23 protein-coding genes are annotated in these 26,043 nt (G+C 38.5%); 3 read left to right on the forward strand and 20 right to left on the reverse strand.

Features of this window, described 5'->3' with window-relative positions; all coding sequences use genetic code 11:
* From HMPREF2701_RS11410 to gyrA, 7 genes are all read right to left on the reverse strand, one after another.
* Positions 1–534, reverse strand: a 534-nt coding sequence (locus HMPREF2701_RS11410) for a hypothetical protein (RefSeq protein ID WP_261674395.1), incomplete at its 3' end; no start/stop codon positions are given.
* Complete coding sequence (locus HMPREF2701_RS01790; protein WP_070481944.1) at positions 518–1,750, reverse strand: glutamyl-tRNA amidotransferase; 1,233 nt, start codon at positions 1,748–1,750, stop codon at positions 518–520. The genes HMPREF2701_RS11410 and HMPREF2701_RS01790, both read right to left, overlap by 17 nt.
* A gap of 25 nt (positions 1,751–1,775) precedes the next feature.
* Positions 1,776–3,050 (reverse strand): DUF2130 domain-containing protein, encoded by a 1,275-nt coding sequence (locus HMPREF2701_RS01795; protein ID WP_070481946.1) that lies wholly within the window; start codon positions 3,048–3,050, stop codon positions 1,776–1,778.
* Positions 3,051–3,145: 95 nt separating this feature from the next.
* Positions 3,146–4,426 (reverse strand): O-acetylhomoserine aminocarboxypropyltransferase/cysteine synthase family protein, encoded by a 1,281-nt coding sequence (locus tag HMPREF2701_RS01800; RefSeq protein WP_070481948.1) that lies wholly within the window; start codon positions 4,424–4,426, stop codon positions 3,146–3,148.
* A gap of 147 nt (positions 4,427–4,573) precedes the next feature.
* Positions 4,574–5,371 carry a formate/nitrite transporter family protein gene (locus tag HMPREF2701_RS01805; protein WP_061590110.1) on the reverse strand — a complete coding sequence of 266 codons (798 nt, stop codon included), beginning with the start codon at positions 5,369–5,371 and terminating at the stop codon, positions 4,574–4,576.
* 143 nt (positions 5,372–5,514) lie between these two features.
* Complete coding sequence (locus tag HMPREF2701_RS01810) at positions 5,515–6,258, reverse strand: class A sortase (RefSeq protein WP_033681684.1); 744 nt, start codon at positions 6,256–6,258, stop codon at positions 5,515–5,517.
* Complete coding sequence (gene gyrA, locus HMPREF2701_RS01815; protein WP_070481951.1) at positions 6,258–8,726, reverse strand: DNA gyrase subunit A; 2,469 nt, start codon at positions 8,724–8,726, stop codon at positions 6,258–6,260. The genes HMPREF2701_RS01810 and gyrA overlap by 1 nt, the downstream gene beginning before the upstream one ends.
* A gap of 193 nt (positions 8,727–8,919) precedes the next feature.
* On the opposite strand from gyrA, the gene HMPREF2701_RS01820 reads away from it, so the two are divergent.
* Entirely contained in the window at positions 8,920–9,906 is a 987-nt protein-coding gene (locus HMPREF2701_RS01820) for an L-lactate dehydrogenase (RefSeq protein WP_023942623.1), read from the forward strand.
* 681 nt (positions 9,907–10,587) lie between these two features.
* Here the strand turns inward: HMPREF2701_RS01820 and HMPREF2701_RS01830 are convergent.
* Together HMPREF2701_RS01830 and HMPREF2701_RS01835 are read right to left on the reverse strand one after the other, a co-directional pair.
* Entirely contained in the window at positions 10,588–11,811 is a 1,224-nt protein-coding gene (locus HMPREF2701_RS01830) for a tetratricopeptide repeat protein (protein WP_070481953.1), read from the reverse strand.
* Positions 11,801–12,967, reverse strand: coding sequence for an AI-2E family transporter (locus HMPREF2701_RS01835; protein WP_070481955.1), 1,167 nt, complete (start codon positions 12,965–12,967; stop codon positions 11,801–11,803). The genes HMPREF2701_RS01830 and HMPREF2701_RS01835 overlap by 11 nt, the downstream gene beginning before the upstream one ends.
* 153 nt (positions 12,968–13,120) lie before the next feature.
* Here HMPREF2701_RS01835 and HMPREF2701_RS01840 point away from each other — a divergent pair, with 153 nt between their 5' ends.
* Positions 13,121–14,134 (forward strand): lactonase family protein, encoded by a 1,014-nt coding sequence (locus HMPREF2701_RS01840; protein WP_070481956.1) that lies wholly within the window; start codon positions 13,121–13,123, stop codon positions 14,132–14,134.
* A 283-nt stretch (positions 14,135–14,417) separates the two neighbouring features.
* On the opposite strand, the gene tuf is transcribed toward HMPREF2701_RS01840, so the two are convergent.
* Both tuf and HMPREF2701_RS01850 read right to left on the reverse strand, forming a co-directional pair.
* A complete protein-coding gene (tuf, locus tag HMPREF2701_RS01845) occupies positions 14,418–15,614 on the reverse strand; it encodes an elongation factor Tu (protein ID WP_001040726.1) in 1,197 nt (398 codons plus the stop codon).
* Positions 15,615–15,820: 206 nt separating this feature from the next.
* The gene (locus HMPREF2701_RS01850) at positions 15,821–16,930 is read right to left on the reverse strand and encodes an AI-2E family transporter (protein WP_070479288.1); all 1,110 of its coding nucleotides are present in this window, start codon (positions 16,928–16,930) and stop codon (positions 15,821–15,823) included.
* 102 nt (positions 16,931–17,032) lie between these two features.
* Between HMPREF2701_RS01850 and pbp3 the strand changes: the two genes are divergently transcribed.
* Positions 17,033–18,274, forward strand: a complete 1,242-nt coding sequence (gene pbp3 / locus HMPREF2701_RS01855; protein ID WP_070481958.1) for a D-alanyl-D-alanine carboxypeptidase PBP3 — start codon at positions 17,033–17,035, stop codon at positions 18,272–18,274.
* A gap of 189 nt (positions 18,275–18,463) precedes the next feature.
* On the opposite strand, the gene sdbB is transcribed toward pbp3, so the two are convergent.
* The 9 genes from sdbB to atpB all read right to left on the reverse strand — a co-directional run bounded on the left by sdbB (position 18,464) and on the right by atpB (position 26,035).
* Positions 18,464–19,030 (reverse strand): thiol-disulfide oxidoreductase-associated lipoprotein SdbB, encoded by a 567-nt coding sequence (gene sdbB, locus HMPREF2701_RS01860; protein WP_049486908.1) that lies wholly within the window; start codon positions 19,028–19,030, stop codon positions 18,464–18,466.
* An 11-nt stretch (positions 19,031–19,041) separates the two neighbouring features.
* Positions 19,042–19,749 (reverse strand): thiol-disulfide oxidoreductase-associated membrane protein CcdA2, encoded by a 708-nt coding sequence (ccdA2, locus tag HMPREF2701_RS01865; protein WP_049486909.1) that lies wholly within the window; start codon positions 19,747–19,749, stop codon positions 19,042–19,044.
* 195 nt (positions 19,750–19,944) lie between these two features.
* A complete protein-coding gene (locus HMPREF2701_RS01870; protein ID WP_049486910.1) occupies positions 19,945–20,364 on the reverse strand; it encodes a F0F1 ATP synthase subunit epsilon in 420 nt (139 codons plus the stop codon).
* A 10-nt stretch (positions 20,365–20,374) separates the two neighbouring features.
* Positions 20,375–21,781, reverse strand: coding sequence for a F0F1 ATP synthase subunit beta (gene atpD / locus HMPREF2701_RS01875; protein WP_000094357.1), 1,407 nt, complete (start codon positions 21,779–21,781; stop codon positions 20,375–20,377).
* A gap of 85 nt (positions 21,782–21,866) precedes the next feature.
* The gene (locus HMPREF2701_RS01880; protein ID WP_000301224.1) at positions 21,867–22,745 is read right to left on the reverse strand and encodes a F0F1 ATP synthase subunit gamma; all 879 of its coding nucleotides are present in this window, start codon (positions 22,743–22,745) and stop codon (positions 21,867–21,869) included.
* Between the two features lie 15 nt (positions 22,746–22,760).
* Complete coding sequence (atpA, locus tag HMPREF2701_RS01885) at positions 22,761–24,266, reverse strand: F0F1 ATP synthase subunit alpha (protein WP_070481960.1); 1,506 nt, start codon at positions 24,264–24,266, stop codon at positions 22,761–22,763.
* A gap of 14 nt (positions 24,267–24,280) precedes the next feature.
* Positions 24,281–24,817, reverse strand: coding sequence for a F0F1 ATP synthase subunit delta (locus tag HMPREF2701_RS01890; RefSeq protein ID WP_070481962.1), 537 nt, complete (start codon positions 24,815–24,817; stop codon positions 24,281–24,283).
* Complete coding sequence (gene atpF / locus HMPREF2701_RS01895; RefSeq protein ID WP_001103468.1) at positions 24,817–25,311, reverse strand: F0F1 ATP synthase subunit B; 495 nt, start codon at positions 25,309–25,311, stop codon at positions 24,817–24,819. The genes HMPREF2701_RS01890 and atpF overlap by 1 nt, the downstream gene beginning before the upstream one ends.
* Positions 25,312–25,324: 13 nt before the next feature.
* Positions 25,325–26,035, reverse strand: coding sequence for a F0F1 ATP synthase subunit A (gene atpB, locus HMPREF2701_RS01900; protein WP_000392870.1), 711 nt, complete (start codon positions 26,033–26,035; stop codon positions 25,325–25,327).
* Positions 26,036–26,043 lie beyond the last annotated feature (8 nt).

Below are 26,043 nucleotides of genomic sequence, written 5' to 3' on the forward strand. Positions count from 1 at the left end.
CTTGGACAATTGTTCCTCAAAGAAAGCAATATTTTGCTCATCTTGAATATGGATAGAAGATAGAAAATTATAATATAATTTCTTCAATTCAAATATTTTTCTATTTTTTTTAGAAATATTAGAAAGATTGATATTTGAATATTGACTAAGTGATAATAAAAAATCTCCTCTGAGGTAGGATAATTCTCCTGTGATTAATTCAAAACTTACTTCATTAAATTTCTTATTAAACTTATTGGAATGACTAACATTGTATTCAAAGAAAAATTGATATTTCTTAAAATCAATCAAAACCACCTTCCAATATAGAAGAACTTTCCATGTCAATAAATTTAAAAAGATGCCAATAACTATAAATAATACCGACAAAAATAACAGATAACGTACTGCAATAATATTCTGTTTAAACAATAAAAACAAACCCAAAATTGCTATATAAACTGCAACAACTAATAAATATGTAGATAATCGAATACAAATATTATAAAGAAATTTTACATCTTTATTTGCTAATAATTTAATTAAGCTTTTCAATTTTATAAAAATCCTCCAAATAAAATTGTTTACTAGATTCTCTCTGTAAAAAATTTTCAAAATCACCTTCATCTTCAACTATTGTATACATTCCGTTGTTCACTATAAAATATTCATTATTGATCATGTAGTGTCCATCGGAGAGTCCTGAAAAATCAATGTCATCTAACTTCAATTTGTCACGTTCACTAAGTGTTAAACATAAACGAAGGGCTCCCTCTTTCATATAGTCTTTAAGAGAAATTGCTGCATATCCTCCAAATGCTTGTTTTTCTGGACTAGATGAGTTTTGATTTTGAACTGCTTTTTCTTTAATAAAAGAAGTGACTCTAAATGAACGTGATATTTGAAAACCTGGGCTAGCTAATGGTTGATCTTCAGCATCAAATACAGATAAATCATAACCTTTCTTTTTTATAGCATCTTCTACTACTGACTTAAAATCTTTTAGAACTATTTGAGCTTCATCACTTGAAACAGCATTTTCTATAAATTCCTTTAGGCCGTAGTCTTGATCAATGAAAGTAACATATTTCAATTTTTGACGCGTGTACTTAGCACCCACTTTTAATGTAACTCCCTTATCGAAAACATCAAAGACACCTACATCGGAAATATTACTATCATAGTATGAAGACTTAAGTGTTAATTCGTAGTTCAACCCCCTAGAATGATAAAACTCTTGTAATTGTTGTACTTTGGCATTATTTCTCAAGTAAGTTTGAATTTCACTGCCTAGAAATGGAGAAAGAGTTCCCGCTAATACTATAATGACTACAAATCTACTCACTTTTTGATTGTACTCAACCTTTTGATAAATCCAATCTAAATACGGAAATAAAAATAATGAAAAAATGAAACTCCAAAGGTCAATATCTTTTATAAAGTCAAAGGAAACGATCATTTTAAACCTTAGCACAAACATCAGAAAAATTGCTAAAAAAATATTGCCAATCAATAGGAATGCAATCAGACATTTCGTTCGATTTTTTGCCTTTATCACATAAGTTATACCTACAATAAGATTGGCTAAAAAGCTAATTCCGTAGCCTAAGACTGTTGGAACAAGGCCAAAAACACCAAATAATAAACTATATCTTGAGTCTGAGTCACCTACCCCTTCAATATTTAAAAGACCATATAGGAGATTAAGAAGAAACACAACTAGTGGTAAATATGCAATATAGACATCCGATAATTTCAAAGTTTTTTTCATAAGAACTCCTGTTTCTAAGGTAATTTTACTCCCCCTTCAATGCTTCAAACTTCGCTTTCATGGTTGGATTTTTTCGAGTCAATTTTTTGACTGAAACATCTTCCAATTTATTGTTTGCGAGGCGAAGTTGGTTTTCAGATGTTGTCAGGAACTTCTTAACCTCTTCCATGCGTTTGATAGCCTTATCAATTTCATCGATTGCTTTACCAAAGTTGGTCGAAGCTGAATTATAGTTCTTAGCAAAGGCCTGTTTAAAGGCGTCCAAATCTTCCTCAAAATGTGTAATATCGATATTTTGTTCACGAACTAAGGCCAACTCCTGCTTGTATTTTAGAGAATTTAGCGCCGCATTACGCAAGAGTCCAATCAACTGGATAAAGAATTGAGGACGAACCACATACATCTTTTCATACTCGTGGCTGACATCAACAATCCCCGTATTAAAGTAGTCGTTATCAGCCTCAAGCATGGTCACCAAAACAGCATACTCACAGTTCTTTTCACGACGGTCCTTGTCCAATTCCTTGTAAAAATCTGCATTCTTGTGCTTCTTCTCTGTTCCATCTGCTTCATTTTTCATCTCAAACATGATGGAAATAATTTCAACACCATTTTCATCACTCTCGCGGAAGATAAAGTCCCCCTTAGACCCACGCGCAGAAACCTTGTTATCCTTTTCAAAGTAGGCATTTGGAAAGGCAAAACTGCGGACCTTGTTAAACTCACTCTCTGCATACTGTTCCAGACTTTCCCCGATAGCTTTTGTAGACTGCTGGGCTTTGAAATTCTTGTAAAATTCAACCTGTTCACTAGCTGCCTTGAGTTGAGCTTCGTAGTTTTGCTTAACTGAAGCAAGAGAAAGCTCGTTTTCCTTTTCTTGTAGTAGGAGCTGATTTTTAACCTGATCTCGTTCTTTTTCAAGGTCAGAAAGGGTCTTTTGCAGTTGATTTTCATGCTCTAAACGCAAGGTTGCCAATTGGTTTTCCAAGGCTTGTACTTCCTTATCCTTAGCCAATAAGGCCTGATTACTTGTCTGTTCAACCTCTTTCTTGGCCAATTCTTTTTCTGTATCAAAGTTTTGGATTTGACTCCGCAATCGCGAGATTTCTTGGTCTTTTTGAGCCAGTTTAGTCTGTTGTTCATTCATAGCCTTTTGCTCAGCCAAGGCCAGTTCCTGCTTCATGCGGTCGTGTAATTCCTTATCAAACTCTGCCGTTCTCACTTGGGACAAGAGTTCGGCATACTGGCTTTCATTTACTGTAAATACTTCCCCACAGTTGGGACATTTGATTTCGTTCATATCGTTCCTCTTTCTAGACTTCTTTATCCATTATATCATGCCTGAGGAAAAATCAAAAACAGCGAGTCGAAACCCACTGTTTATCTTCTTTTTCTTTAAATTTTTTCCAAGGCCAAGCGCAAGTCTTCAATCAAATCTTCTACATTTTCAAGACCGATTGACAAGCGGATTTGATTTGGTGTGACACCTGCTGCTTCTAGGTCTTTTTCTGACAACTGACCGTGAGTGGTTGTCGCTGGATGGACAACAAGCGATTTGGCATCTGCCACGTTTGCTAGGTCAGAGAATATTTCTAAATGATCAATTACCTTGCGAGCCTCTGTCTCTCCACCTTTAACATGGAAAGTAAAGATTGAGCCAACACCTTTTGGCAAGTATTTCTCAGCCAAGGCATGGTAAGGACTATCTACTAGTTTTGGATAATTGACCTTTTCTACCTTAGGATGGTTGACAAGGAAATCAACAATTTTCTCTGCATTTTGTACATGACGTTCCACACGAAGTGAAAGTGTTTCAAGTCCTTGGAGTAACAAGAAGGCATTAAATGGTGACAAGGCTGCACCTGTATCACGGAGCAATTGAACACGAACAGCGATAATAAAGGCTGCTGCACCCACATCACGAGTATAGCTCAAATTGTGATAACTTGGATCCTCGTCAACAAATTGAGGGAATTTCCCTGAAGCCGCCCAGTCAAAACGACCGCTATCGACAATCACTCCACCAATAGTCGTACCATGCCCTCCGATAAACTTAGTCGCAGAGTGAATAGCAATATCTACACCGTGAGAAAAAACGTTAATCAAATAAGGTGTTGCAAAGGTATTATCTGAAACGAGTGGAATCTGGTGTTTATGCGCAATCTCAGCCAATTTTTCCAAGTCAGGAATATTTATCAAGGGATTCCCCAAGGTTTCAATCAAGACAAGCTTGGTATTGTCTTTGATCGTTGCTTCCACTTCTTCCATATTATCCACATCGACAAAGGTTGTTGTGATACCATAACGAGGAAGGGTTTCCTTCAAGAGATTGAAGGTCCCACCGTAAATAGTTGAGGCTGCTACTACATGGTCACCAGCATGGGCAAGAGCCAAAATCGTATAAGTCACTGCTGCCATACCTGATGCTGTTGCAAGAGCTCCAACACCACCTTCAAGAGCAGCGATTCTTTCTTCAAAAGCAGCTGTTGTAGGGTTGGTGATACGAGTATAAATGTTCCCTGGTTTTCTCAAGGCAAACAAATCGGCACCTTCCTGCGTGTCATCAAAAACAAAGGATGTTGTTTGATAAATCGGCACTGCACGAGACTTGGTAGCTGGATCCACAACTTGACCAGCATGCAGTTGCAAAGTTTCAAATTTAAAATCACGAGTCATAGGGCGACCTCCAAATAGTTTGATTAAGGATATTGTAGCACCTTAAGTTATAGTTTACAAATATCAGTTTTCTATATTTTGATATAAGAAATAGCTATTACCCTATTTAAAAGATGAAAAAAGCACGACTCAATCGTGCTCATTTTCTTAATCTACATAAGTATCTTCATTTTTATTGAGGAAGGCATATGGAAGACCCATCAAGAGGCCTCCTCCGATAAAGTTTCCAATGAAGGTTACACCCCAGTGGCGAAGCATATTCCCAACACCGAAATTAGCAATTGAATCTGCTGCAACACTAAACTTAACAATCGCAAAAGAAGCAAAGTTCGCAGCAATGTGTTCGTTTGTTAAGAATACAAACATGTAAATAGCTGACAACACAAGCCAAAGTTTGGCACCACCATCTTTGACCAAAACAAATGAAAGAATCGCAATATTTACGAAAATATTTGCCAAAATCGCCTCAAGCAAGATTAATTCATTTGAACGGCCTAACTTCATCTCAACAACCCCTGAGATAAAACTATCGTGTGTCAGATGTGCATAAGCTGCTGAGTGGGCAAAGCCCCAACCTGCTATCAAAGCCCCGATAAGGTTGAACAAGGTACAGTAAAGTAAAATCTCAGCTGTTTTTCTCCAAGAGATTTTTTTCAAGAAACTACCAGCAGTCAAGAACATCATGTTTGATGTTACCAACTCGGCATTCAAGAAAACAATGTAGGCCAATCCCCAAGCAAAGACAAAGGGGAATAGGAAACGTCCACTACCTGGTGCAATTTTATTAATCAAGTCAGCCCCAACTGCACCCGCAGCTGTACTGAAGGTTAAAAAGGCACCTGCGAACATAGAACGAATCGCATACTTAAATTTGCTTTTACTATAAAGACTTTCCTTCTTCTTGCAAGCAAATTCAATCTTTGAGATAAATTCTGAAGAAACCATAATAAACTCCTAAAACTTTTATTTGTGATAATTATATCACAAACTTTAGAATTAAGGAAACGTTTTCTGTATTTCATAAAAGTTTATTTTATGAAAATATTAAAAGAATCAATGAAACTTAATCTTCACTGATTCTTTTAGAACTAATAAAATTGTTTATATGGTTGATTGAAGGCTGTCAAAATTTCGTCAGATGTTTGTGAATAATCTTTTGTTTCTTTCAAATCACCCTTTACAATGATCCGCTCAGTAGCCGCTGCATCCTCACAAGTTACTAAAGTAATTTCATCAACACCAGTTCGGTCATCAATTTCATCTACTCTATCTGGTGTAACTCGTTTCACTTCACTAATTTCATAGGTATACACTTTATTCTTATCTGTCAAGTGAATTTTCATCCCTTTTTTCGCACGATCTAGTGGAGAAAAAAGCATCTGACTAGCATTATCACCTGTGAAAATATGATGGCTAGCTAATGAATAATTCCCTTTACCCATTTCTTGGTCACGCTTCATGGTACCCGCACCATATAAAAGATTGACATTTGCAATCCCCTTAAAGATAGGTAAATTAATTTCAAGCTCAGGTATTGCAATTCCTCCGATAACAGGTAATTTTTGATTATCCCATTGAGAGGCTAAAACAGCTTCAGAGGAAATGGCTTTTACTGAATCAAAATCAAAATTTCCCTCTGTGTCCTGATTTTCTTCTATTTTTTCTTTTGATACTTGACTAACTTGGTATTTATTACTATTCCAAGCAATAAAGGCATCACGAATCTTTGCATTAAAAATTAAAGCAATAGAGATCAGTATGAGAAATACAGCCAAGATATTTGTCAGCAGATTTTTTCGTTTGATTTTCTTATTATTCTTTTTATGAGACATTATGCTTCACCTTCTGTTTCGTTTTCTGCCCCAACTTCTTCTTTTTCTGCCGCTGCAACCGTAGTAAAGGTTACAATTTTAGCATCTTGGTCCAGGCGCATCACTTTAACTCCCATAGTTGAGCGACCTGTTTGTGAAATATTGGCAACGTTAGTTCGAATCATGACACCAGTATCAGTAATAATCATCAAATCTTCATCACCTTTAACTGTCATAAGACCAGCAAGGGAACCATTCTTTTCAGTAATTTTAGCAGTTTGCATCCCTTTACCACCACGACCTTTTGTTGGATATTCAGTCGCAACGGTGCGCTTACCATACCCCTTTTCTGTGATGATAAGAACCTCGTCCTGGTCTGTAATCACACTAGCACCAACAACTGTGTCTCCGTCACGAAGGTTAACACCTTTCACACCAGTGGCGATACGACTCATACCACGAACAGCTGATTGATTAAAGCGAACTGCATAACCAAACTTTGTACCAATGATAATATCCGTGTCTTCTTCCGTCAACAATACATTAATCAACTCATCTTCATCCTTGAGGTTCAAAGCCTTGAGTCCATTCTGACGAATGTTAGCAAATTCCTTAACACTGGTTCTCTTCACAATACCATGACGGGTTGTGAAGAAGAGGTAAGCATCATCACTACGTTCAGATTCAACATTGATGATAGTCTGAATACTTTCGCCTTCATCCAGTTTTAAAAGATTGACAATCGGTAATCCCTTAGCTGTACGGCCATATTCAGGAATTTCATAACCTTTAAGACGATAAACACGTCCTTTATTTGTAAAGAAAAGTAGGTGATCATGGGTGCTGGTTGACACTAACTCACGAACAAAATCGTCATCCTTAACACCTGTACCTTGAACACCACGACCCCCACGTTTTTGAGCAGTAAACTCAGCTTGGTCTAGACGTTTGATGTAACCTTTGTTAGAAAGAGTGATCAAAACATCCGATTCTTCAATTAGATCCTCATCTTCAAGGCTTAAGACCTCACCGACCATCAATTCAGTACGACGTTGGTCACCAAACTTACGCTTGACTTCATCTAATTCATCCTTGATGATTTGAGAAACACGTTCCGGCTTAGCAAGAATATCTGCTAAATCGGCAATCAGAGCCAAGAGATCATCATACTCAGACTGAATCTTATCGCGTTCCAATCCAGTCAAACGACGAAGACGCATATCAAGAATGGCTTGACTTTGACGTTCAGAAAGCTTGAATTTACTCATCAACTCAGCTTGTGCTTCCGCATCCGTTTCACTAGCACGGATAATACGAATCACTTCATCGATATGGTCTAGCGCAATTAAGAGACCTTCTAAGATATGCGCACGCGCTTCTGCTTTTTCCTTATCAAAACGGGTACGACGAACAACCACTTCTTTTTGATGTTCGATATAAGCATCCAAAATCTGACGAAGGGACAAAATCTTCGGTACACCATTTTGGATAGCAAGCATATTGAAACCAAAGTTGGTTTGCATCTGGGTCATCTTGAAGAGGTTATTGAGGATAACATTTGCGGATGCATCTCGTTTGACCTCGATTACGAAACGAACTCCTTCACGGTTTGACTCATCACGGACTGCTGTGATGCCCTCAATGCGTTTTTCCTGAACCAAACGAACAATATGCTCATGCACCTTGGTTTTATTAACCATATAAGGAAATTCTGTTACAACGATGCGCTCACGGCCAGTCTTAGTTTCTTCAATTTCAGTACGAGAACGAAGAACAATAGAACCTTTACCAGTTTCGTAAGCCTTATGAATGCCTGATTTCCCCATAACCAGGGCACCAGTTGGAAAATCTGGCCCAGGCAAGACTTCCATCAAATCCTTAGTGGTCACTTCAGGATTGTCCATGACCAACTTCACAGCATCAATAGTTTCACCCAAGTTATGAGGTGGAATATTGGTCGCCATACCGACAGCGATACCAGTAGCTCCATTAACTAAAAGATTTGGAAAACGAGCTGGAAGGACTAAAGGTTCACGTTCATTGGCATCATAGTTATCAACGAAATCAACCGTATTTTTATTGATATCACGAAGCATCTCCAGAGCAATCTTGCTCATACGTGCCTCAGTATAACGCTGGGCGGCAGCACCATCACCATCCATGGAACCAAAGTTCCCATGACAATCTACAAGCATGTAACGGTAACTCCACCATTGAGCCATACGGACCATGGCTTCATAGATAGAGAAATCCCCGTGTGGGTGATATTTACCCATAACATCCCCTGTAATACGAGCAGATTTTTTATGAGGTTTGTCTGGAGTAACACCCAGTTCATTCATTCCGTAGAGAATCCGACGGTGAACAGGTTTCAAGCCATCTCGAACATCAGGAAGGGCCCGCGCTACGATAACACTCATGGCGTAGTCGATAAAGCTCGTCTTCATCTCCTTTGTCAGATTGACATTCACTAAATTTCTATCCTGCATTAATAAATGCCTCATTTCACTATTAGTATAAAATATATTATACCATAATGTCCGCCATATTTCAGGTATCTAAAACCACTAAAACGTTTACATCAAGAACTGCAAAGCATATCCGTGACAAAGCTTTTTAAAAGTGATAGAATTGAAATAACTGGGGAAATCCCTGAATAAAATTAAGGAGATGTTTAGAATAATGACTTCAACTAAACAACACAAAAAAGTTATCCTTGTCGGTGATGGTGCTGTAGGTTCTTCTTACGCTTTTGCACTTGTTAACCAAGGAATTGCACAAGAGCTTGGAATTATCGAAATTCCACAATTGCATGAAAAAGCTGTTGGTGACGCGCTTGACCTTAGTCACGCCCTTGCTTTCACTTCACCTAAAAAAATCTATGCAGCTCAATACTCTGACTGTGCAGACGCTGACCTTGTTGTAATCACTGCAGGTGCGCCTCAAAAACCAGGTGAAACTCGTCTTGACCTTGTAGGTAAAAACCTTGCTATCAACAAATCAATCGTAACTCAAGTTGTTGAATCAGGTTTCAAAGGTATCTTCCTTGTTGCTGCTAACCCCGTTGACGTCTTGACTTACTCAACTTGGAAATTCTCTGGATTCCCTAAAGAACGCGTTATCGGTTCAGGAACTTCACTTGACTCAGCTCGTTTCCGTCAAGCACTTGCTGAAAAATTGGATGTTGATGCTCGTTCAGTGCACGCCTACATCATGGGTGAACACGGTGACTCTGAGTTCGCTGTTTGGTCACACGCTAACATCGCTGGTGTAAACCTTGAAGAATTCCTTAAAGACACTCAAAATGTTCAAGAAGCTGAATTGATTGAATTGTTCGAAGGTGTTCGTGACGCAGCTTACACAATCATCAACAAAAAAGGTGCAACATACTACGGTATCGCAGTAGCCCTTGCTCGTATCACTAAAGCAATCCTTGACGATGAAAACGCAGTACTTCCACTTTCAGTATTCCAAGAAGGTCAATACGGAGTTAAAAACGTCTTTATCGGTCAACCAGCTGTTGTTGGTGCACATGGTATTGTTCGTCCAGTAAATATCCCATTGAACGATGCAGAAACTCAAAAAATGCAAGCATCTGCTAAAGAATTACAAGCTATCATTGACGAAGCATGGAAAAACCCAGAATTCCAAGAAGCTTCTAAAAACTAATTGTAACTAGGTTCTCATTAAATGAGAACTCCATACCGAAGACAAACATTATTCTAGTGTTTGTCTTTTTTATTTCTCCAGACCTCCTATCCTTAAAAAATTTGAAACCTCTACAAAATACTTTTCAATGCAAAAAAATTTCCCGCCCTGTTTTCCGTGGTTTTTCCAATCTAAGTCAATCTTAACTTCCACATAAACTTAGCTTGATTATCAAAACTTTGTGAGTATATTTGCGGTTATTGGATACGATTCAGTCATAGATGAAGGAAAATCAATAACTTGTCCAATCTGACTAAGAAAATGTTCTTGCGGAACGAGTTCATCTAGCGTGTAAAAGACAACCTGATTGCGGTTATTGTCTGGATTTTCTTTATGAAACATAGGAAACATCTCACAACTTTTCTTACATCTATTATACGACTTTAGAAAAAATGCCCTTAGAAACTTTTAATCTAAGGACTTTGTTTTCAGTCTGAGTTTCTTATAAAATGAGAACTTTTCTTTTTATTGTTATAAAATCTAAGATTGTGCTTTTAAAAATATTACTTATCTCACTTCTTATGTATTGTATTGTAAATTCGAATACAAACACAATAACTCAAATATACTCTCACCATACAATAGATAAAATAACCTGTAGATGATACCATGAAAAATGATAAGATATAGCTTTAAAACATTTTATTCCTGCAATCTCTCATACAATTCTTGCATTTGTACATCATCTGGAACCAGTTTTAAGTAAGCTTGCGCATTGACTTTTGCTTCTTCAAAATAACCCAATTCACGCAAGAGATAGATATAGTGTTCCAGAAACTCTGGATTGTCCTTTAAATCTCCTGCCAACTCTTGATAATGCTCGTAGGCAGTATCCAAATCGTCCATCTCTTGATAAGAACGAGCAATCATCCACTTGGTCAAAAGATTTTCTGGCTCATCACTTTGTAAGTCTAGAATATCCTCATAGCGCTTCTGTTCTAGATAAATAGTTGCTAAACGGAGTAAGATTTCTTCCGTATCCTCAGCGTCTGCTTTAGCAGTAAGGAGGTAGTTTTCTGCACCACTAGCATCATGTAATTCATAAGAGAATTGTGAAGCAGCCAGCAAGAGGCGAGTTTCAAAGGGATTTTTCTCTAAGCCTTGCTTAGTGATACGCAGAGCTTCTTGAACTTGATGTTCCTTATGTAAGGCCTGACTGTAACCATACTCATATCCTTCAAAATCAGGTGAAATGGTATCAAGTTGCTTAAAGTAGAGGACAGCTTTTTGGTATTCTTCTCTATCAAAGTAAAGACTGGCCAACTCAAAAGCTGTTAGGTCATCGTATTCTAACTCCAGGGCTTTTTCTAAAAACTCTGTAGCTGTTTCAAATTTCCCTAACTGGGCAATCCGTTGATAGGTAGAAATGCCTGTTTGCTCATAAATAGTACGATTATCTAACTGGGCATAGCCTTGAATAGCTTCTTGGTAATTTTCCAACTCACTATCCAACTCTGCTAATCCCAATATCAAGAGAGGATCTTCTGAGTAAGTCAAGGCCTCCAATAATTTCTCACGCGCCACATCTGTCAAACTTTCCAGCTGGTAAAGGTCTGCTTTAAGTGCCAAAGCTGAAACATACCAGTCACTGTCTGCTTGGATTTCTTCAAGATAAGCAAAGGCTTCTTCGATTTGACCATCCTCGCTAGCAATTGCTGCTAGATTAAGATTAACCTCTGGAAAATCCTCTACGATTTTCAGGTAAATTTCCTTTGCCTGAGGATAAAAACCAATCCCTTCAAGATAAGTAGCTAACTCATACAGAAGGTCACTTGGATCATTTTCTAAAGCTTTGACGAAATAGTGCTCAGCCTTGGTTAAATCTTGCTCTTCCAAGGCCTGTAACATCTGTTGACTATTGTTCACTCTTGATTTCCTCTCCCTCTAGTTCATATAGGCCACTGACTACCTTATACCATTCAAAAATGGCTGAAATGACAACTTTAGCAGAGGCATAAACTGGAATACCGAGCAAGACTCCCCAGATACCAAACATGGATCCTGAAGTTAACAAGACAAAAAGAACATTAATAGGATGGATGTTTAATTGACTTCCCAAAATCAATGGAGAGACAAAACGGCCTTCAATAGTTTGTTCTACGATAAAGACAATCACTACTTTTAAAAGCATGACTGGCCCAGCAATCAAGCCCAATACTAGGGCAGGAAGCATGGCTAAGAAGCTACCCAAATAAGGAACCAGATTTAAAATACCAGCAGTAACCCCCAACGTAACTGCATAGCGTAAACCAATAATCTTGAAGAAGATCATAAACATTACTGCTACAATAATAGCCACTGTTACTTGTCCTCTAACATAGTTGGACAACTGTTGATTCACATCTGACAAAACCTGTCCTACAGGTTCCTTCAATTTCGTTGGCATGAATTGGGTTAAATAGTTACGCAAGCCTTTCCCATCACGCAAAAGGTAAAAGAGCATGAAAGGAACGATAATCAAGGCAACAATCACTTGAGATGCCCCGCTAATAAAGGCACTCACCCAGTTGACTGCCTGAGATGAAACCTTACTTGCCCAAACTGTAGCCTGACTAGAGAAGTTTGTTAAAACTTGCTCTAATTGAGGTCTGAAATCATCTGGTAAACGCTTGGTGACCAAATCATTAACAACTCTGTCTGCATCTTCGAGGTAGACTGGAACATTCCTTGCAAAACTTAAAACTTGACGTTGCAGATTTGGAATGGCGACTGCCAAGCCCCAAATGATAAAGAGAGCGATGATGACAAAGACAATACTGATTGCGATGACACGATTAATCTTATGCTTCTCCATCCAATCAACGATAGGATTTAATAAATAATATAGCAAACCAGATAGAATGACTGGCAACATCACAACTGCCAAAAAGTCTAGAACCGGTGAAAATAGAAAACTAATCTTGCTTAAAATAAAAAGATTCAGTCCCAATAATAAGGTTACCAAAAATACCGTAATTGCCTTGTTATCCAAAAACCACTTGAAAAACCAAGATAGGCTAAAATGTTTCTCTTTTTGCTCCATAAATACTTCCTTTCTATTGTTCTCTCATTATACCATTTTTAAATCAAAATAACTCTTTTTTAAAGTGCTTACATTCCATTGAATTGCACCGCATAGCATATTATAAATTCATTTTGTGATATAATAGACTTATCTTTATAAAGAGGTAAAGTTATGAAAGAAACTGTTTATTTTGGAACTTATACACGTCGGACTTCCCAAGGGATTTACAAGGCAGACTTCGATACAGAAACTGGTCAGCTTTCAAATCTAGAACTTTTTGCAGCTGAGCCAAGTCCGACCTACCTTGCCTTTGACCAACACCAACATTTATACACTGTTGGTAGTCAAGACGATAAGGGGGGGATTGCAGCCTATCAAACTGATGGAACCTTATTAAATCATGTCGTGGAAGAAGGAGCTCCCCACTGTTATGTTGCCGTTGATGAAAAGCGTGATTTGGTGTACGCAGCAAACTACCACAAGGGACAGGTCCTTGTTTATAAACGTCAGGAAGATGGTCGTCTTCTACTTAGTGATGTGGATCAACACAGTGGCCAAGGTCCACATGAAAATCAAGCTTCTCCACATGTTCACTATACAGATTTAACACCTGACCACTATCTAGTGACTTGCGACTTGGGAACTGACCAAGTCATCACTTATGATCTTGATCAAGAAGGAAAATTATCTAAACTCTATACCTATCACAGCCAGCCAGGAGCAGGCTCACGCCATATTATTTTCCATAACCATTATAAAATTGCTTATCTCATTTGTGAACTTAATAGCACTATCGAGGTTCTAATCTACGATGGTGTTGGCGAATTTGAACGCATGCAAGTCATTTCAACTCTACCAGACGGTTATGAAGGCTTTAATGGTACTGCTGCTATTCGTCTCTCTAAAGACGGTAAATACCTCTACGCTTCTAACCGTGGTCATGATTCTATCGCAGTATATACAATCCTTGCGGACGGTAGTTTAGAGTTGTTAGAAATCGTTCCGACTCATGGTCAGACTCCACGTGATTTTGATTTGACACCGGATCAAGAATTTGTCATTGCTATCCATCAAGACTCTGACAATGCAACCGTCTTTAAACGCAATCCTGAAACTGGTCGTCTAGCAGAACTTTCTAATGACTTCCATGTCCCAGAAGCGGTCTGCATCAGATTTGCTAATTAACATAATTATAACTGACCAACTAACGGAGCTACACACCAAAGACAAACATCATTTTAGTGTTTGTCTTTTTTATATCTACAAATTACTCCCCCCAAAAAAAGATGGAATCTTTCTCAAAACAATTTTTCCATGAAAAGTAAAAATATTTCACAGCCATCATTTATTTGTCTCACACCTAACGGAGCTAGACGGACTAATAGTGACATAATGAAAAAGAACCTTGCAAAGCAAGATTCTTTTAGTGTCTGACTTAAATAATTGTTCTTCTGGGAACTAAATCGAATTAAGCTTCGATTTCTGTAACCATACCTGAACCAACAGTACGTCCACCCTCACGGATAGAGAATGTAGTACCTTGTTCTACGGCGATTGGGTGGATCAACTCAACGTCGATTGTCACGTTATCACCAGGCATTACCATTTCAGTACCTGCTGGAAGTTCGATTGAACCTGTAACGTCAGTAGTACGGAAGTAGAATTGTGGACGGTAGTTGTTGAAGAATGGAGTGTGACGTCCACCTTCTTCTTTAGTAAGGATGTAAACTTCACCTTTGAATTTAGTGTGTGGGTTGATTGAACCTGGTTTAGCGATAACTTGTCCACGTTCGATTTCGTCACGTTGAACACCACGAAGAAGGACACCTACGTTATCTCCGGCAAGACCTTCGTCAAGTTGTTTACGGAACATTTCAACACCAGTAACAACTGCTTTTTGAGTTTCTTCTTTGATACCAACGATTTCGATTTCGTCGTTGACTTTAACGATACCACGGTCGATACGTCCTGAAGCAACTGTACCACGTCCAGTGATTGAGAATACGTCTTCGACTGGAAGAAGCAATGGTTTGTCAGTGTCACGTTCTGGTTCTGGGATGTACTCATCAACTGTGTTCATCAATTCCATAACGATGTCTTCGTATTTAGTGTCACCTTCAAGGGCTTTAAGAGCTGAACCTTGGATAACTGGAAGATCGTCACCTGGGAAGTCGTATTCTGACAATAGGTCACGGATTTCCATTTCAACCAATTCAAGCAATTCTTCGTCGTCAACCAAGTCAACTTTGTTCATGAAGACGATAAGGTGTTTAACACCAACCTGACGTGAAAGAAGGATGTGCTCACGAGTTTGTGGCATTGGTCCGTCAGTTGAAGCTACTACAAGGATAGCTCCGTCCATTTGAGCGGCACCAGTGATCATGTTTTTAACGTAGTCCGCGTGTCCTGGAGCGTCGATGTGAGCGTAGTGACGTTTTTCAGTTTCGTACTCAACGTGCGCAGTGTTGATTGTGATACCGCGTTCGCGTTCTTCTGGAGCAGCATCGATAGACGCATAGTCTTTAGGTTGGTTAACTGATGAAGGCAAGCGACGTGCCAAAACAGTTGTGATAGCTGCAGTTAGGGTAGTTTTACCGTGGTCAACGTGTCCGATAGTACCAATGTTAACGTGTGGTTTACTACGATCGTATTTTTCTTTTGCCATTTGAGTAAAAGCCTCCAATAAAATATATTTTATAGATAGACAGTAGGCAATACAGTCTAACTTTCCTTACTATTTTATCAAATTTCAGCTAAATTGCAAGTGTTTTACAAAGTTTTTGTGAATTATTCTTAATCTACTAATCTAAACGGCACTTCCACTCCTATCACTTGCCTAAATAAAAAGAAAAATCAGGAATTTCCTGACTTTTACTTAGCTAATTCTCTTTCTCGTTCTTTCATTATTTTATGATTTTCATACAAACGTGATAAAAACTTAGAAATTTCTTTCAAGATAGAATAGGTTGGTACTGCGACAATCATGCCAATGACACCATAGATATTACTTGATAACAAAAGCAATACTAAAATCGTAATTGGATGAACCTTCATTACCCCACCAACGATTCGAGGGTAGAGGATATTTCCATCTACTTGTTGAATAATCAGCATATAAACAACTGCAATCAGCATTCTATGAGGATCAGTAAAGACATTAGCGATAATCATTGGAATCAAGCCAATACTTGGTCCTACATAAGGAATGAGATTGGCTAATCCTGAAAAGATGGCGAAGACCAATGCATATTTTAAACCAATAATACTATATCCAATAAAGGCCAAACACCCAATAATAATCGCATCAATTGCAACTCCACTAATATAGCGAGCAATTGTCGCATTCAAATTCTTTAATAGGCCTGCAATATGTAGCTTATCTCTCTTTAAAACAGTACGTTCAAGCATCGGCAAGAACTTGTTACCGTCTAACAAAAAATAAATTAAGAACACAGGGGTCATGATAATAATCAAAACGGTACTAAAGAGCGCAGATAAGACACTTCCAACACTATTCGTCACACTATTTAAGATATTTTGTAGAATATCTACATAGGATAGATTTAATTGTTGAATTGTCGCTTGAATATCTAAATTTTGAAAGGCTGGATAAGTAGATAAATCCACAATCAAATCTTGCAAACGACTATAAATTGTCTGACTTGTTGCTATCAAACTGGTCAACTGATTAATCAAAATCGGTAAAAGATAAACTACCCCAATAACTAGCCCCCAGACCAAGGTACACAAGGTTAGTAAAATACCAATGATACGGTTAATTTTGAAATACTTTTGTAAAAAATTTACAATAGGATTGGTCAAATAATATAAAAAACCACCTAAAAGAAAGGGAATCATTATAGTGTTTGCAACGCTTACAAAAGGTGTAATAATCGCTCCCATCTGTCTCCATAAATAGAAGATGATGGTTAATAGTAAAATCTCACTGGTCCAAAAAAATAATTTATTCTTACGAAACATGAAGTACCTCCATTCATCTATTTTACCACACTTTCAAAAAAGCTTCTTTCTTCTATCATGAAACTGGGAATATTTTTTTCTTTATGATAGAATAAACTTACTATGAAAAAAATAATTTTAACTCTTTTAAGCCTTTCCGTTATTGGCTCAGCATCTACTGTTGCTGCCCAAGATTTTAATATTGCTGCTAAACATGCAATTGCTGTTGAGGCGAATACTGGTAAAATTCTCTATGAGAAAGATGCAACCCAGCCAGTTGAAATTGCTTCAATCACAAAGTTAATTACTGTTTATCTTGTCTATGAAGCCTTGGAAAACGGCAGTATTACACTATCAACTCCGGTAGATATTTCTGATTACCCTTACAAATTAACGACAAATTCTGAAGCGAGTAACGTTCCTATGGAAGCTCGTAATTATACCGTCGAACAACTACTTGAGGCAACCCTGGTATCTAGCGCCAACAGTGCGGCTATTGCGCTAGCTGAGAAAATTGCTGGCTCAGAAAAAGATTTCGTCGATATGATGCGGGCAAAACTCTTAGAATGGGGAATTCAGGATGCCACTGTTATCAATACGACGGGTCTTAACAATGAGAGTCTAGGTGATAACATTTACCCAGGCTCTAAAAAAGATGAGGAAAATAAGCTCAGTGCTTATGATGTCGCTATCGTTGCTCGCAACCTCATCAAAAAATACCCACAAGTCTTAGAAATCACGAAAAAACCTTCTTCTACTTTTGCTGGAATGGCAATCACTTCTACCAATTACATGTTAGAGGGTATGCCTGCTTATCGCGGTGGTTTTGATGGATTAAAAACAGGGACCACAGATAAGGCTGGAGAGTCTTTTGTTGGTACTACTGTCGAAAAAGGCATGAGGGTTATCACAGTTGTTTTGAATGCGGATCATCATGACAATAATCCTTACGCTCGCTTCACAGCTACATCTTCACTAATGGATTATATCTCTTCTACATTCACACTTCGCAAAATCGTTCAGAAAGGTGATGCCTATCAAGATAGCAAAGTCCCTGTACAAGACGGAAAAGAAGATACAGTCACTGCTGTTGCTAAAGATGATATTTCTCTAATTGAACGTATTGGGAATCAATCTTCTCAATCTGTTCAATTCACACCTGATTCTAAGGCAATTCCAGCACCACTTGAAGCCGGAACAGTGGTTGGACATTTGACTTATGAAGACTCAGACTTGATTGGTCAAGGTTACATCACCACAGAACGTCCTAGTTTTGAAATGGTAGCAGAAAAGAAAGTAGAAAAAGCCTTCTTCTTAAAAGTTTGGTGGAATCAGTTTATCCGCTTTATCAACGAGAAGCTATGATATAATAAACTTCTTAAAGCTAAAAAATAAATATTATGTTTAAAGAAAAAGAAGGGGAATCTGTATAATACAGAACTCCCTTCTTTTTTAAACTTAATTTATTGATAGCAAAAATCCCCTAAATCTTAGATTAATACTATCTAAAATCTAGGGGATTGATTGTATAAATACTATTTTAAAATCTTGATTCTAGTTCATTTCTTTAAAGGCTGCTTCTGCATCCTCGTTGCTGATGACACCAAATTGAATCTTTCCAATCTTTCCTTGACTATCAATCAGGTATTCTGTAGGAATGCTTCGAATTTGATAAGCTTGGAAGGTGGTTCCTTTTGTGTCATAAAGTACTGGGATATCTTTATATCCTTGATCTTGGAACCATTGTGGAAATTGCTCGACAGTTTTTTCACCTTGAATTCCTGGTGCAATGACACTAAGAATTTCGAAATCACGATCTTGTTTCGCAGCTAATTCCATCAACTCAGGCATACTTTTCTTACATGGACCACACCATGAAGCCCAAAACTTCAAGTAGACTTTTTTCCCCTTATAATCAGATAACTTAACTTCTTTACCATCCATAGATTGCAAGGTGAAGTCTGGAGCCTCTTTTCCAACAGCAATTTGTTGTACAGGCGTTTGTTGCTGTTGTTTTGGGGATTGTTCTGGTGCTTGAGTCTTTTTAGTCTCTTCCTCGCCACAGGCCATCAATACAACTAGTGACAAGAGGCTTAAGCCAGCAAACATTACTTTTTTCATCTTTTTCTCCTTTATTCAAAAATACCAGCTAGAACATTTACTTGTCCTAATAGTAACAAAATTCCCATTAAAATAATGAGTAAACCACCAATTTTCTTCAGTAGCATCATATGGCGCTTGAGTTTACTAAAATAAGGCATCACTACGCCTGAAGCTAGAGCCAAGACCAAGAAGGGAATGGCCATTCCCAGAGTGTAAATAAGAGTATAGATAGCTCCTTGCCAAGCGCCATTACCTCCAGAAGCCGCAAGTGCTAAGACAGAACTTAAAACCGGCCCAATACAAGGCGTCCAACCAAAGCTAAAGGTAATACCAAGTAAAAAAGCTGACCAATAACGATTAGAATCTGATTTTTTAAAGGTAAAGCTTTTTTGAACCTCTAATTTCTTAAAATGAAAAATTTCCATCTGGTGAAGGCCCAAAATGATAATAATTGTTCCCATGACATATCGAAACCAATTTGCATAGAGAATATTACCAAAGTAACCAGCACCAAATCCTAAGATAAAGAAAATGAGAGAGATACCTGCAATAAAGCAAAGTGTTCGAATCAAACCTGACCAGGCAACTTTTTTCCCAAATAATGAAAAACTTTTTGCACTATCCTGATCATCCAATAAGATACCAGTATAGACAGGTAACAGAGGGAAAATGCAAGGGGAAAAGAAGGACAAGATCCCTGCTAGAAAAACAGAGATTGAAAATACTATCGTTTCCAATAAAGAACCAACTTTCTTAATAATTCTAATTCTATTTTACTATAATCAATTTTATTTGTATGATTTCTGCTACGCAAATTGAACTATGCAATCTTTTAATTATCTTTTATATCTCTAGACAATTCTAATTTTGCATCAGTTTTGCTCCCTAAGAAAACATAAAAAATGAACTTGGTAACTCAAGTTCATTTTTTCTTATAGTCTTTTTCCGACATTGATACGGTTAATGGCACGTTGCAGTGCAATCTTCGCACGACGTTCTTGGTCAATCAAGTGTTTGTCGTGTGCTTCTTCAATTTCACGCTCTGCTCGAAGTTTGGCACGTTCTGCACGACTAACGTCGATATCACGAGCACGTTCTGCAGAGTCAGCAACAATTGTGACAACGCCATTGGCAACTTCGATAACGCCTCCGTTCACTGCAATCCAGTTCACGTGATTTTCATCATCTACACGTTTAACCTTAACCTCATCAACTGCTAAAACTGCAATCATATTTTCATGTCGTGGCAAGATTCCCATCTCACCATCCAGAGTTCGAACTGATACAAAGCTGGCATGGTGATCATAGACGAGACCATCTGGTGTCACGATCTGGACAGTTAACTGAGCCATAGATCACCTCTTAAAATCCCATTTTTTCAGCTTTTGCAATCACATCTTCGATAGAACCTACACCACGGAAGGCATCTTCTGGCAAGTGGTCGTGTTTACCATCAAGTATTTCCTTAAAGCCACGAACAGTTTCAGCAACTGGAACATAAGAACCTGGCTGACCAGTAAATTGTTCCGCAACGTTGAAGTTTTGTGACAAGAAGAACTGGATACGACGGGCACGAGCAACCAAGGTCTTTTCTTCATCAGAAAGCTCATCCATACCAAGGATAGCAATGATATCTTGCAATTCATGGTAACGTTGAAGAACGCGTTTTACTTCAGCAGCAACTGCATAGTGCTCTTCTCCAACAATTTCAGGTGCCAAGGCACGTGAGCTTGAAGCAAGTGGGTCAACGGCTGGATAGATACCCAATTGTACCAACTTACGTTCCAAGTTAGTTGTTGAATCCAAGTGAGCAAAGGCTGTTGCTGGCGCTGGGTCAGTATAGTCATCCGCTGGCACATAGATAGCTTGGATAGAGGTTACAGAACCCTTCTTGGTTGATGTAATACGTTCTTGCAATTGACCCATTTCCGTAGCAAGTGTTGGTTGGTAACCAACGGCTGATGGCATACGACCCAAAAGGGCAGATACTTCTGAACCAGCCTGAGTGAAACGGAAGATATTATCGATAAAGAGAAGCACGTCTTGTCCTTCTACATCACGGAAGTATTCAGCGATTGTCAAACCAGTAAGGGCAACACGCATACGTGCTCCTGGTGGCTCATTCATCTGACCAAATACCATGGCTGTTTTCTCGATAACACCTGATTCTTTCATTTCCCAGTAAAGGTCATTCCCCTCACGAGTACGTTCCCCAACACCAGTAAATACTGAAATACCACCGTGTTCTTGGGCAATGTTGTGAATCAATTCTTGAATCAAGACAGTTTTACCAACTCCGGCACCACCGAAAAGTCCAACTTTACCACCTTTAAGGTAAGGGGCAAGAAGGTCGATAACCTTAATCCCTGTTTCAAGGATTTCAGAAGAGGTAGACAACTCATCAAAAGTTGGAGCTTTTTTATGAATTGGCTGACGCTCTGCATCTTCTGTAAAAGGAGCTTCCAAGTCAATGGTATCTCCCAAAACGTTGAAGACACGTCCCAAAGTTTCTTTACCTACTGGTACAGAGATTGGACGACCTGTGTCCAATACTTCCATTCCACGAGTCAAACCATCTGTTGATTCCATGGCGATAGTACGAACCATACCATCCCCCAACTCCAAGGCTACTTCAAGGACGATTTTTGTTTTTCTTTCGTCATTTTTGTAGACGACAAGTGCATTGTTAATCTCAGGAAGTTTTTCCCCTGCTGCAAACAAGACGTCTACAACGGGACCGATAACCTGAGCAATTTTACCTGAACTCATCTCCTTCTCCTATTCTATATAAGATACTGTCGGTCCCTAGCTTAACTAGGTCCTAAGTTCATTTTCATACGAGCTAGACTAGTGCCTATTCTAAGGCACTAGCTCCTGCTACGATTTCTGTAATTTCTTGTGTAATCGCCGCCTGTCTGGCACGGTTATACTGAATTGTCAAATCATTAATGACTTTCTTAGCATTATCTGTCGCTGTTTGCATGGCGGTCATACCAGCAGCATTTTCAGCTGTCTTAGCATCGATAATAGCCCCGTAAATCATACTTTCTGCAAACTGAGGCAATAACTGCTCCAAAATTTCTTCTCGGCTAGTTTCCAATTCAAAGGTCAAGCTGTAACTGTCATCTGCTTCATTTGGATCCAAGTCAACAATTGGAAGCATTTGCTCCACACGCATTTGACTAGTTAGCGTATTGACATGGTGGTTGTAGCAGACATAGAGTTCATCAAAAAGTTCATTTTGATACATTTCAACTGTTTTTGAAATAATCTTACGAACTTCATCAAAGCTTGGTTGATCCGCCAAGCCACGTAGTTCATAAAGTGGTTGAATACCACGAGCCTTAAAGAAATCAGCTCCCATTCCACCAATACAGATCATTTCAAAACCTTTACCGTCTGGATGGTATTCTTCTTTCAGCTCCATAACGGCTTTCAAAATAGAAGAATTATAGCCTCCAACCAAACCGCGGTCTGAAGTAATGACGATATAACCTGTCTTCTTAACTGGACGACTAATCAACATCGGATTGGTTGAACTGCCGGCTCCATTACCATGAAGAATATCCGTCAAAAGTTTACGAACTTTCTGAGCATAAACTTGGAAGTTGCGAGCAGCTTCTTCAGAACGACCTAGCTTAGCAGCTGATACCATCTGCATGGCATTAGTGATTTGACTCGTATTTTTTGTTGAGGCGATTTTTGTTTTAATATCATTTAGAGATACTGCCATCTGACACCTCTATTCTTATTGGAAGCTGGTTTGATTGAGAAACTCTGTAATCGCAGCATCCAAGACTGCTTCGTCTGGCAAGTCTTTTGTATCACGAATGGTTTCCAAAATCTCTGGATGTTGAGCATCAAAGAAGGCATGGAACTCTTCCTCAAAACGAACAATTTCATCTACTGGAACAGTATCCAAGAAACCATGTGTCAAAGCATAGAGAATGGTTACTTGTTTCTCAACAGGTAATGGTTTGTGAACAGGTTGTTTCAATACTTCAACTGTACGACGTCCACGGTTCAACTTAGCCTGTGTTGCTGCGTCCAAGTCAGAACCAAACTTAGTGAAGGCTTCCAACTCACGGTATGAAGCAAGGTCGATACGAAGTGTACCAGCAACCTTTTTCATGGCTTTAATTTGTGCAGAACCACCTACACGAGATACAGATGAACCCGCGTCAATGGCTGGACGAATACCCGCATTGAAGAGACCATCACCAAGGAAGATTTGTCCATCAGTGATTGAAATCACGTTGGTTGCGATATAGGCAGAGATATCTCCTGCTTGTGTCTCGATAAACGGTAGGGCTGTAATAGATCCACCACCAAGTTCATCAGAAACTTTAGCTGAGCGCTCAAGCAAACGGCTGTGAAGGTAGAAAACATCCCCTGGGAAGGCTTCACGACCTGGAGGACGACGAAGCAAAAGAGACAGTTCACGATAAGCTACCGCTTGTTTTGAAAGATCATCATAAACGATCAAAACATGCTTACCTTGGTACATAAATTCTTCCGCCATGGCAACCCCAGCATAAGGAGCTAGGAAGAGCAATGGAGATGGTTGTGAAGCAGAGGCTGTCACAACGATTGTGTAGTCCAAGGCACCGTACTGACGTAGTGTTTCTACTTGCGTACGAACTGTTGATTCTTTCTGTCCGATCGCTACGTAGATACAGATCATATCTTGACCCTTTTGGTTCAAGATTGTATCAATCGCAATTGTTGTTTTCCCTGTCTGACGGTCACCGATAATCAACTCACGTTGACCACGACCAATCGGTACAAGGGCGTCAATAGCTTTCAAACCAGTTTGCAATGGTTCTGATACAGACTTACGTTGCATAACACCAGGAGCTGGCGCTTCTACTGGACGAGTTTTATCAGTGTGGATTTCTCCAAGACCGTCAACTGGACGACCAAGTGGGTCCACAACACGACCAATCAGACTTTCACCTACTGGGACTTCCATGATTTTACCTGTACGGCGGATTGTATCGCCTTCACGGATGTCTGTAAAGTCACCTAGGATGATAATACCAACGTCTGTTGACTCCAAGTTTTGAGCCATCCCATAAGAGCCGTTTTCAAAAATCAACAACTCTCCACTCATGGCATTTTCAAGGCCGTGAGCACGCGCGATACCGTCCCCGATATAGGTTACAACACCTGTTTCAGTCACATCAAAATTGGGTTTGAAATTTTCAATTTGTTGCTTAATTAAAGCGCTGATTTCTTGTGCGTTAATTGCCAAAAGAACACCACTTTCTATTTCAAATTTTCTTTAACAACTTTAAGTTGTTGTTTAATACTCACATCAATTGTCTTGTGATTGGCAAAAATGACAAAACCACCAATAAGACTTTCATCGATTTGTTCTTTTACACTCCTTACTTTGAGAGACATTTTTTTCTCAATCAAAGGGAGCAAGCGACTCTTCTGTTCATCTGTTAAAGGATGAGATGACGTAATCGTCACTTCAAATCGATTTGTTTCTTTTTCAAGTCGGTTCAAGCAATCTACAAGAATATCATAAAAAAGATTTGCTCTGTGATTGTAGATAAGAACCTGGATAAAGTTTTGCAATAAAGATGACACTGAATCTTGGAAGAACGCAATCGTTTTTTCCTTGTCAGACTCGTCTACTGCCACTTTTTTTAAAAAAGAAGGTAAGCCTGTTTCTTCAGCAACTTGCTTGATTTGAGCTAAGTCTGAAAAGATACGGTCTTCTTCTCCTTTTTCTAAAACCAATTGGACAAAAGGCATGCTGTATTTTTCAATTACCTTTACTGTTTTCTTGTCCATTAAGCTTCTCCTAGCTGATCGATATACTGATCAATGAGTTCTTTATGGGCATGACCGTCAAGGTTTTGTGAGATGATTTTACCAGCCAAGCTGATTGTCAAATCTGCTACCTCACCCTTAACGCTTTGTAAAGCTTCAGCTTTATTTTGAGCAATTTCTTGGTTCGCTTTTTCTTTCAAGCGTCCTGCTTCTAGCTTAGCATCTGCTAAAATACTAGCTTTGCTTTTCTCAGCTGTTTCTTTCGCATTCTCAATGATTGTCTTAGCTTCTTTACGGCTACCAGCCAATTCATCTTCGCGTTTCTGAGCCAATACTTCTGCTTTTTGACGTGCTTGTTCAGCTCCGTCAATATCTGCTGCAATTTTTTCTGCTCTTTGTTCGAAAATGCTAGTCAAATTTGACCAAGCGTATTTCTTAACCAAGACTAGCAAGAGAATAAAGGAACCAGCGATTAGTATAAAATCACCAAGTAATTCACCTACTGTTACATTCATAAACTACTCCTTTCTATTCTTCATCATTAATTTTATTTCCTAGGTACATTGAAGATAACAATGTAAATACATATGCTTGTACACAAGAAATAAAAACAGAAAATGCAGTCCAGATTAGATTTGTTCCAAAAGCAATAGGATACCAATAGAAGGCCTGATGAGAAAGTAGGACTAACATACTTGCCATCACTTCCCCTGCAAAGATATTACCAAATACCCGCAATGCAAGTGAAAGGAGATTGGTAACTTCTTCTAAGAGATTCATTGGTGTCATAAAACCTGGTGTTACAAATGCTTTTAAATACTTTTTGATTCCACGACGACGAATTCCTTCTACGTGGGTCATTAAGATAATTGTAAAAGACAAGACCAAGTCAAATGACAAATTTGCTGTTGGTGAGGTCCAAAGATTTACACCATCTGTAGTCTGAATTCTAGCCATTAAGCCAATATTATTTGCAATGGCCATAAATAGGAATAAACAGAAATAAAAGAGAGAATAATCCTTTATCATTGGACCAAGGTTTGATTTTGTAAATCCAACAACAAAATCAAATAAATACTCTAATACATTTTGTTTTCCTGTGGGTCTCAAAGTCATATTTCGAGTTGCCCAATAAATAAAGCCAAAAATAAGTGCTACAGTCAACAAAGTCAAAACTACTATGGTTAAATTAAAGGTAACAGGACCAATATTGATGGTTGGATTAATACTTTCTTCCATCTAAAATC

Origin of the sequence: Streptococcus sp. HMSC077D04 (assembly GCF_001808785.1) — a bacterium.
Classification (GTDB): domain Bacteria; phylum Bacillota; class Bacilli; order Lactobacillales; family Streptococcaceae; genus Streptococcus; species Streptococcus mitis_BX.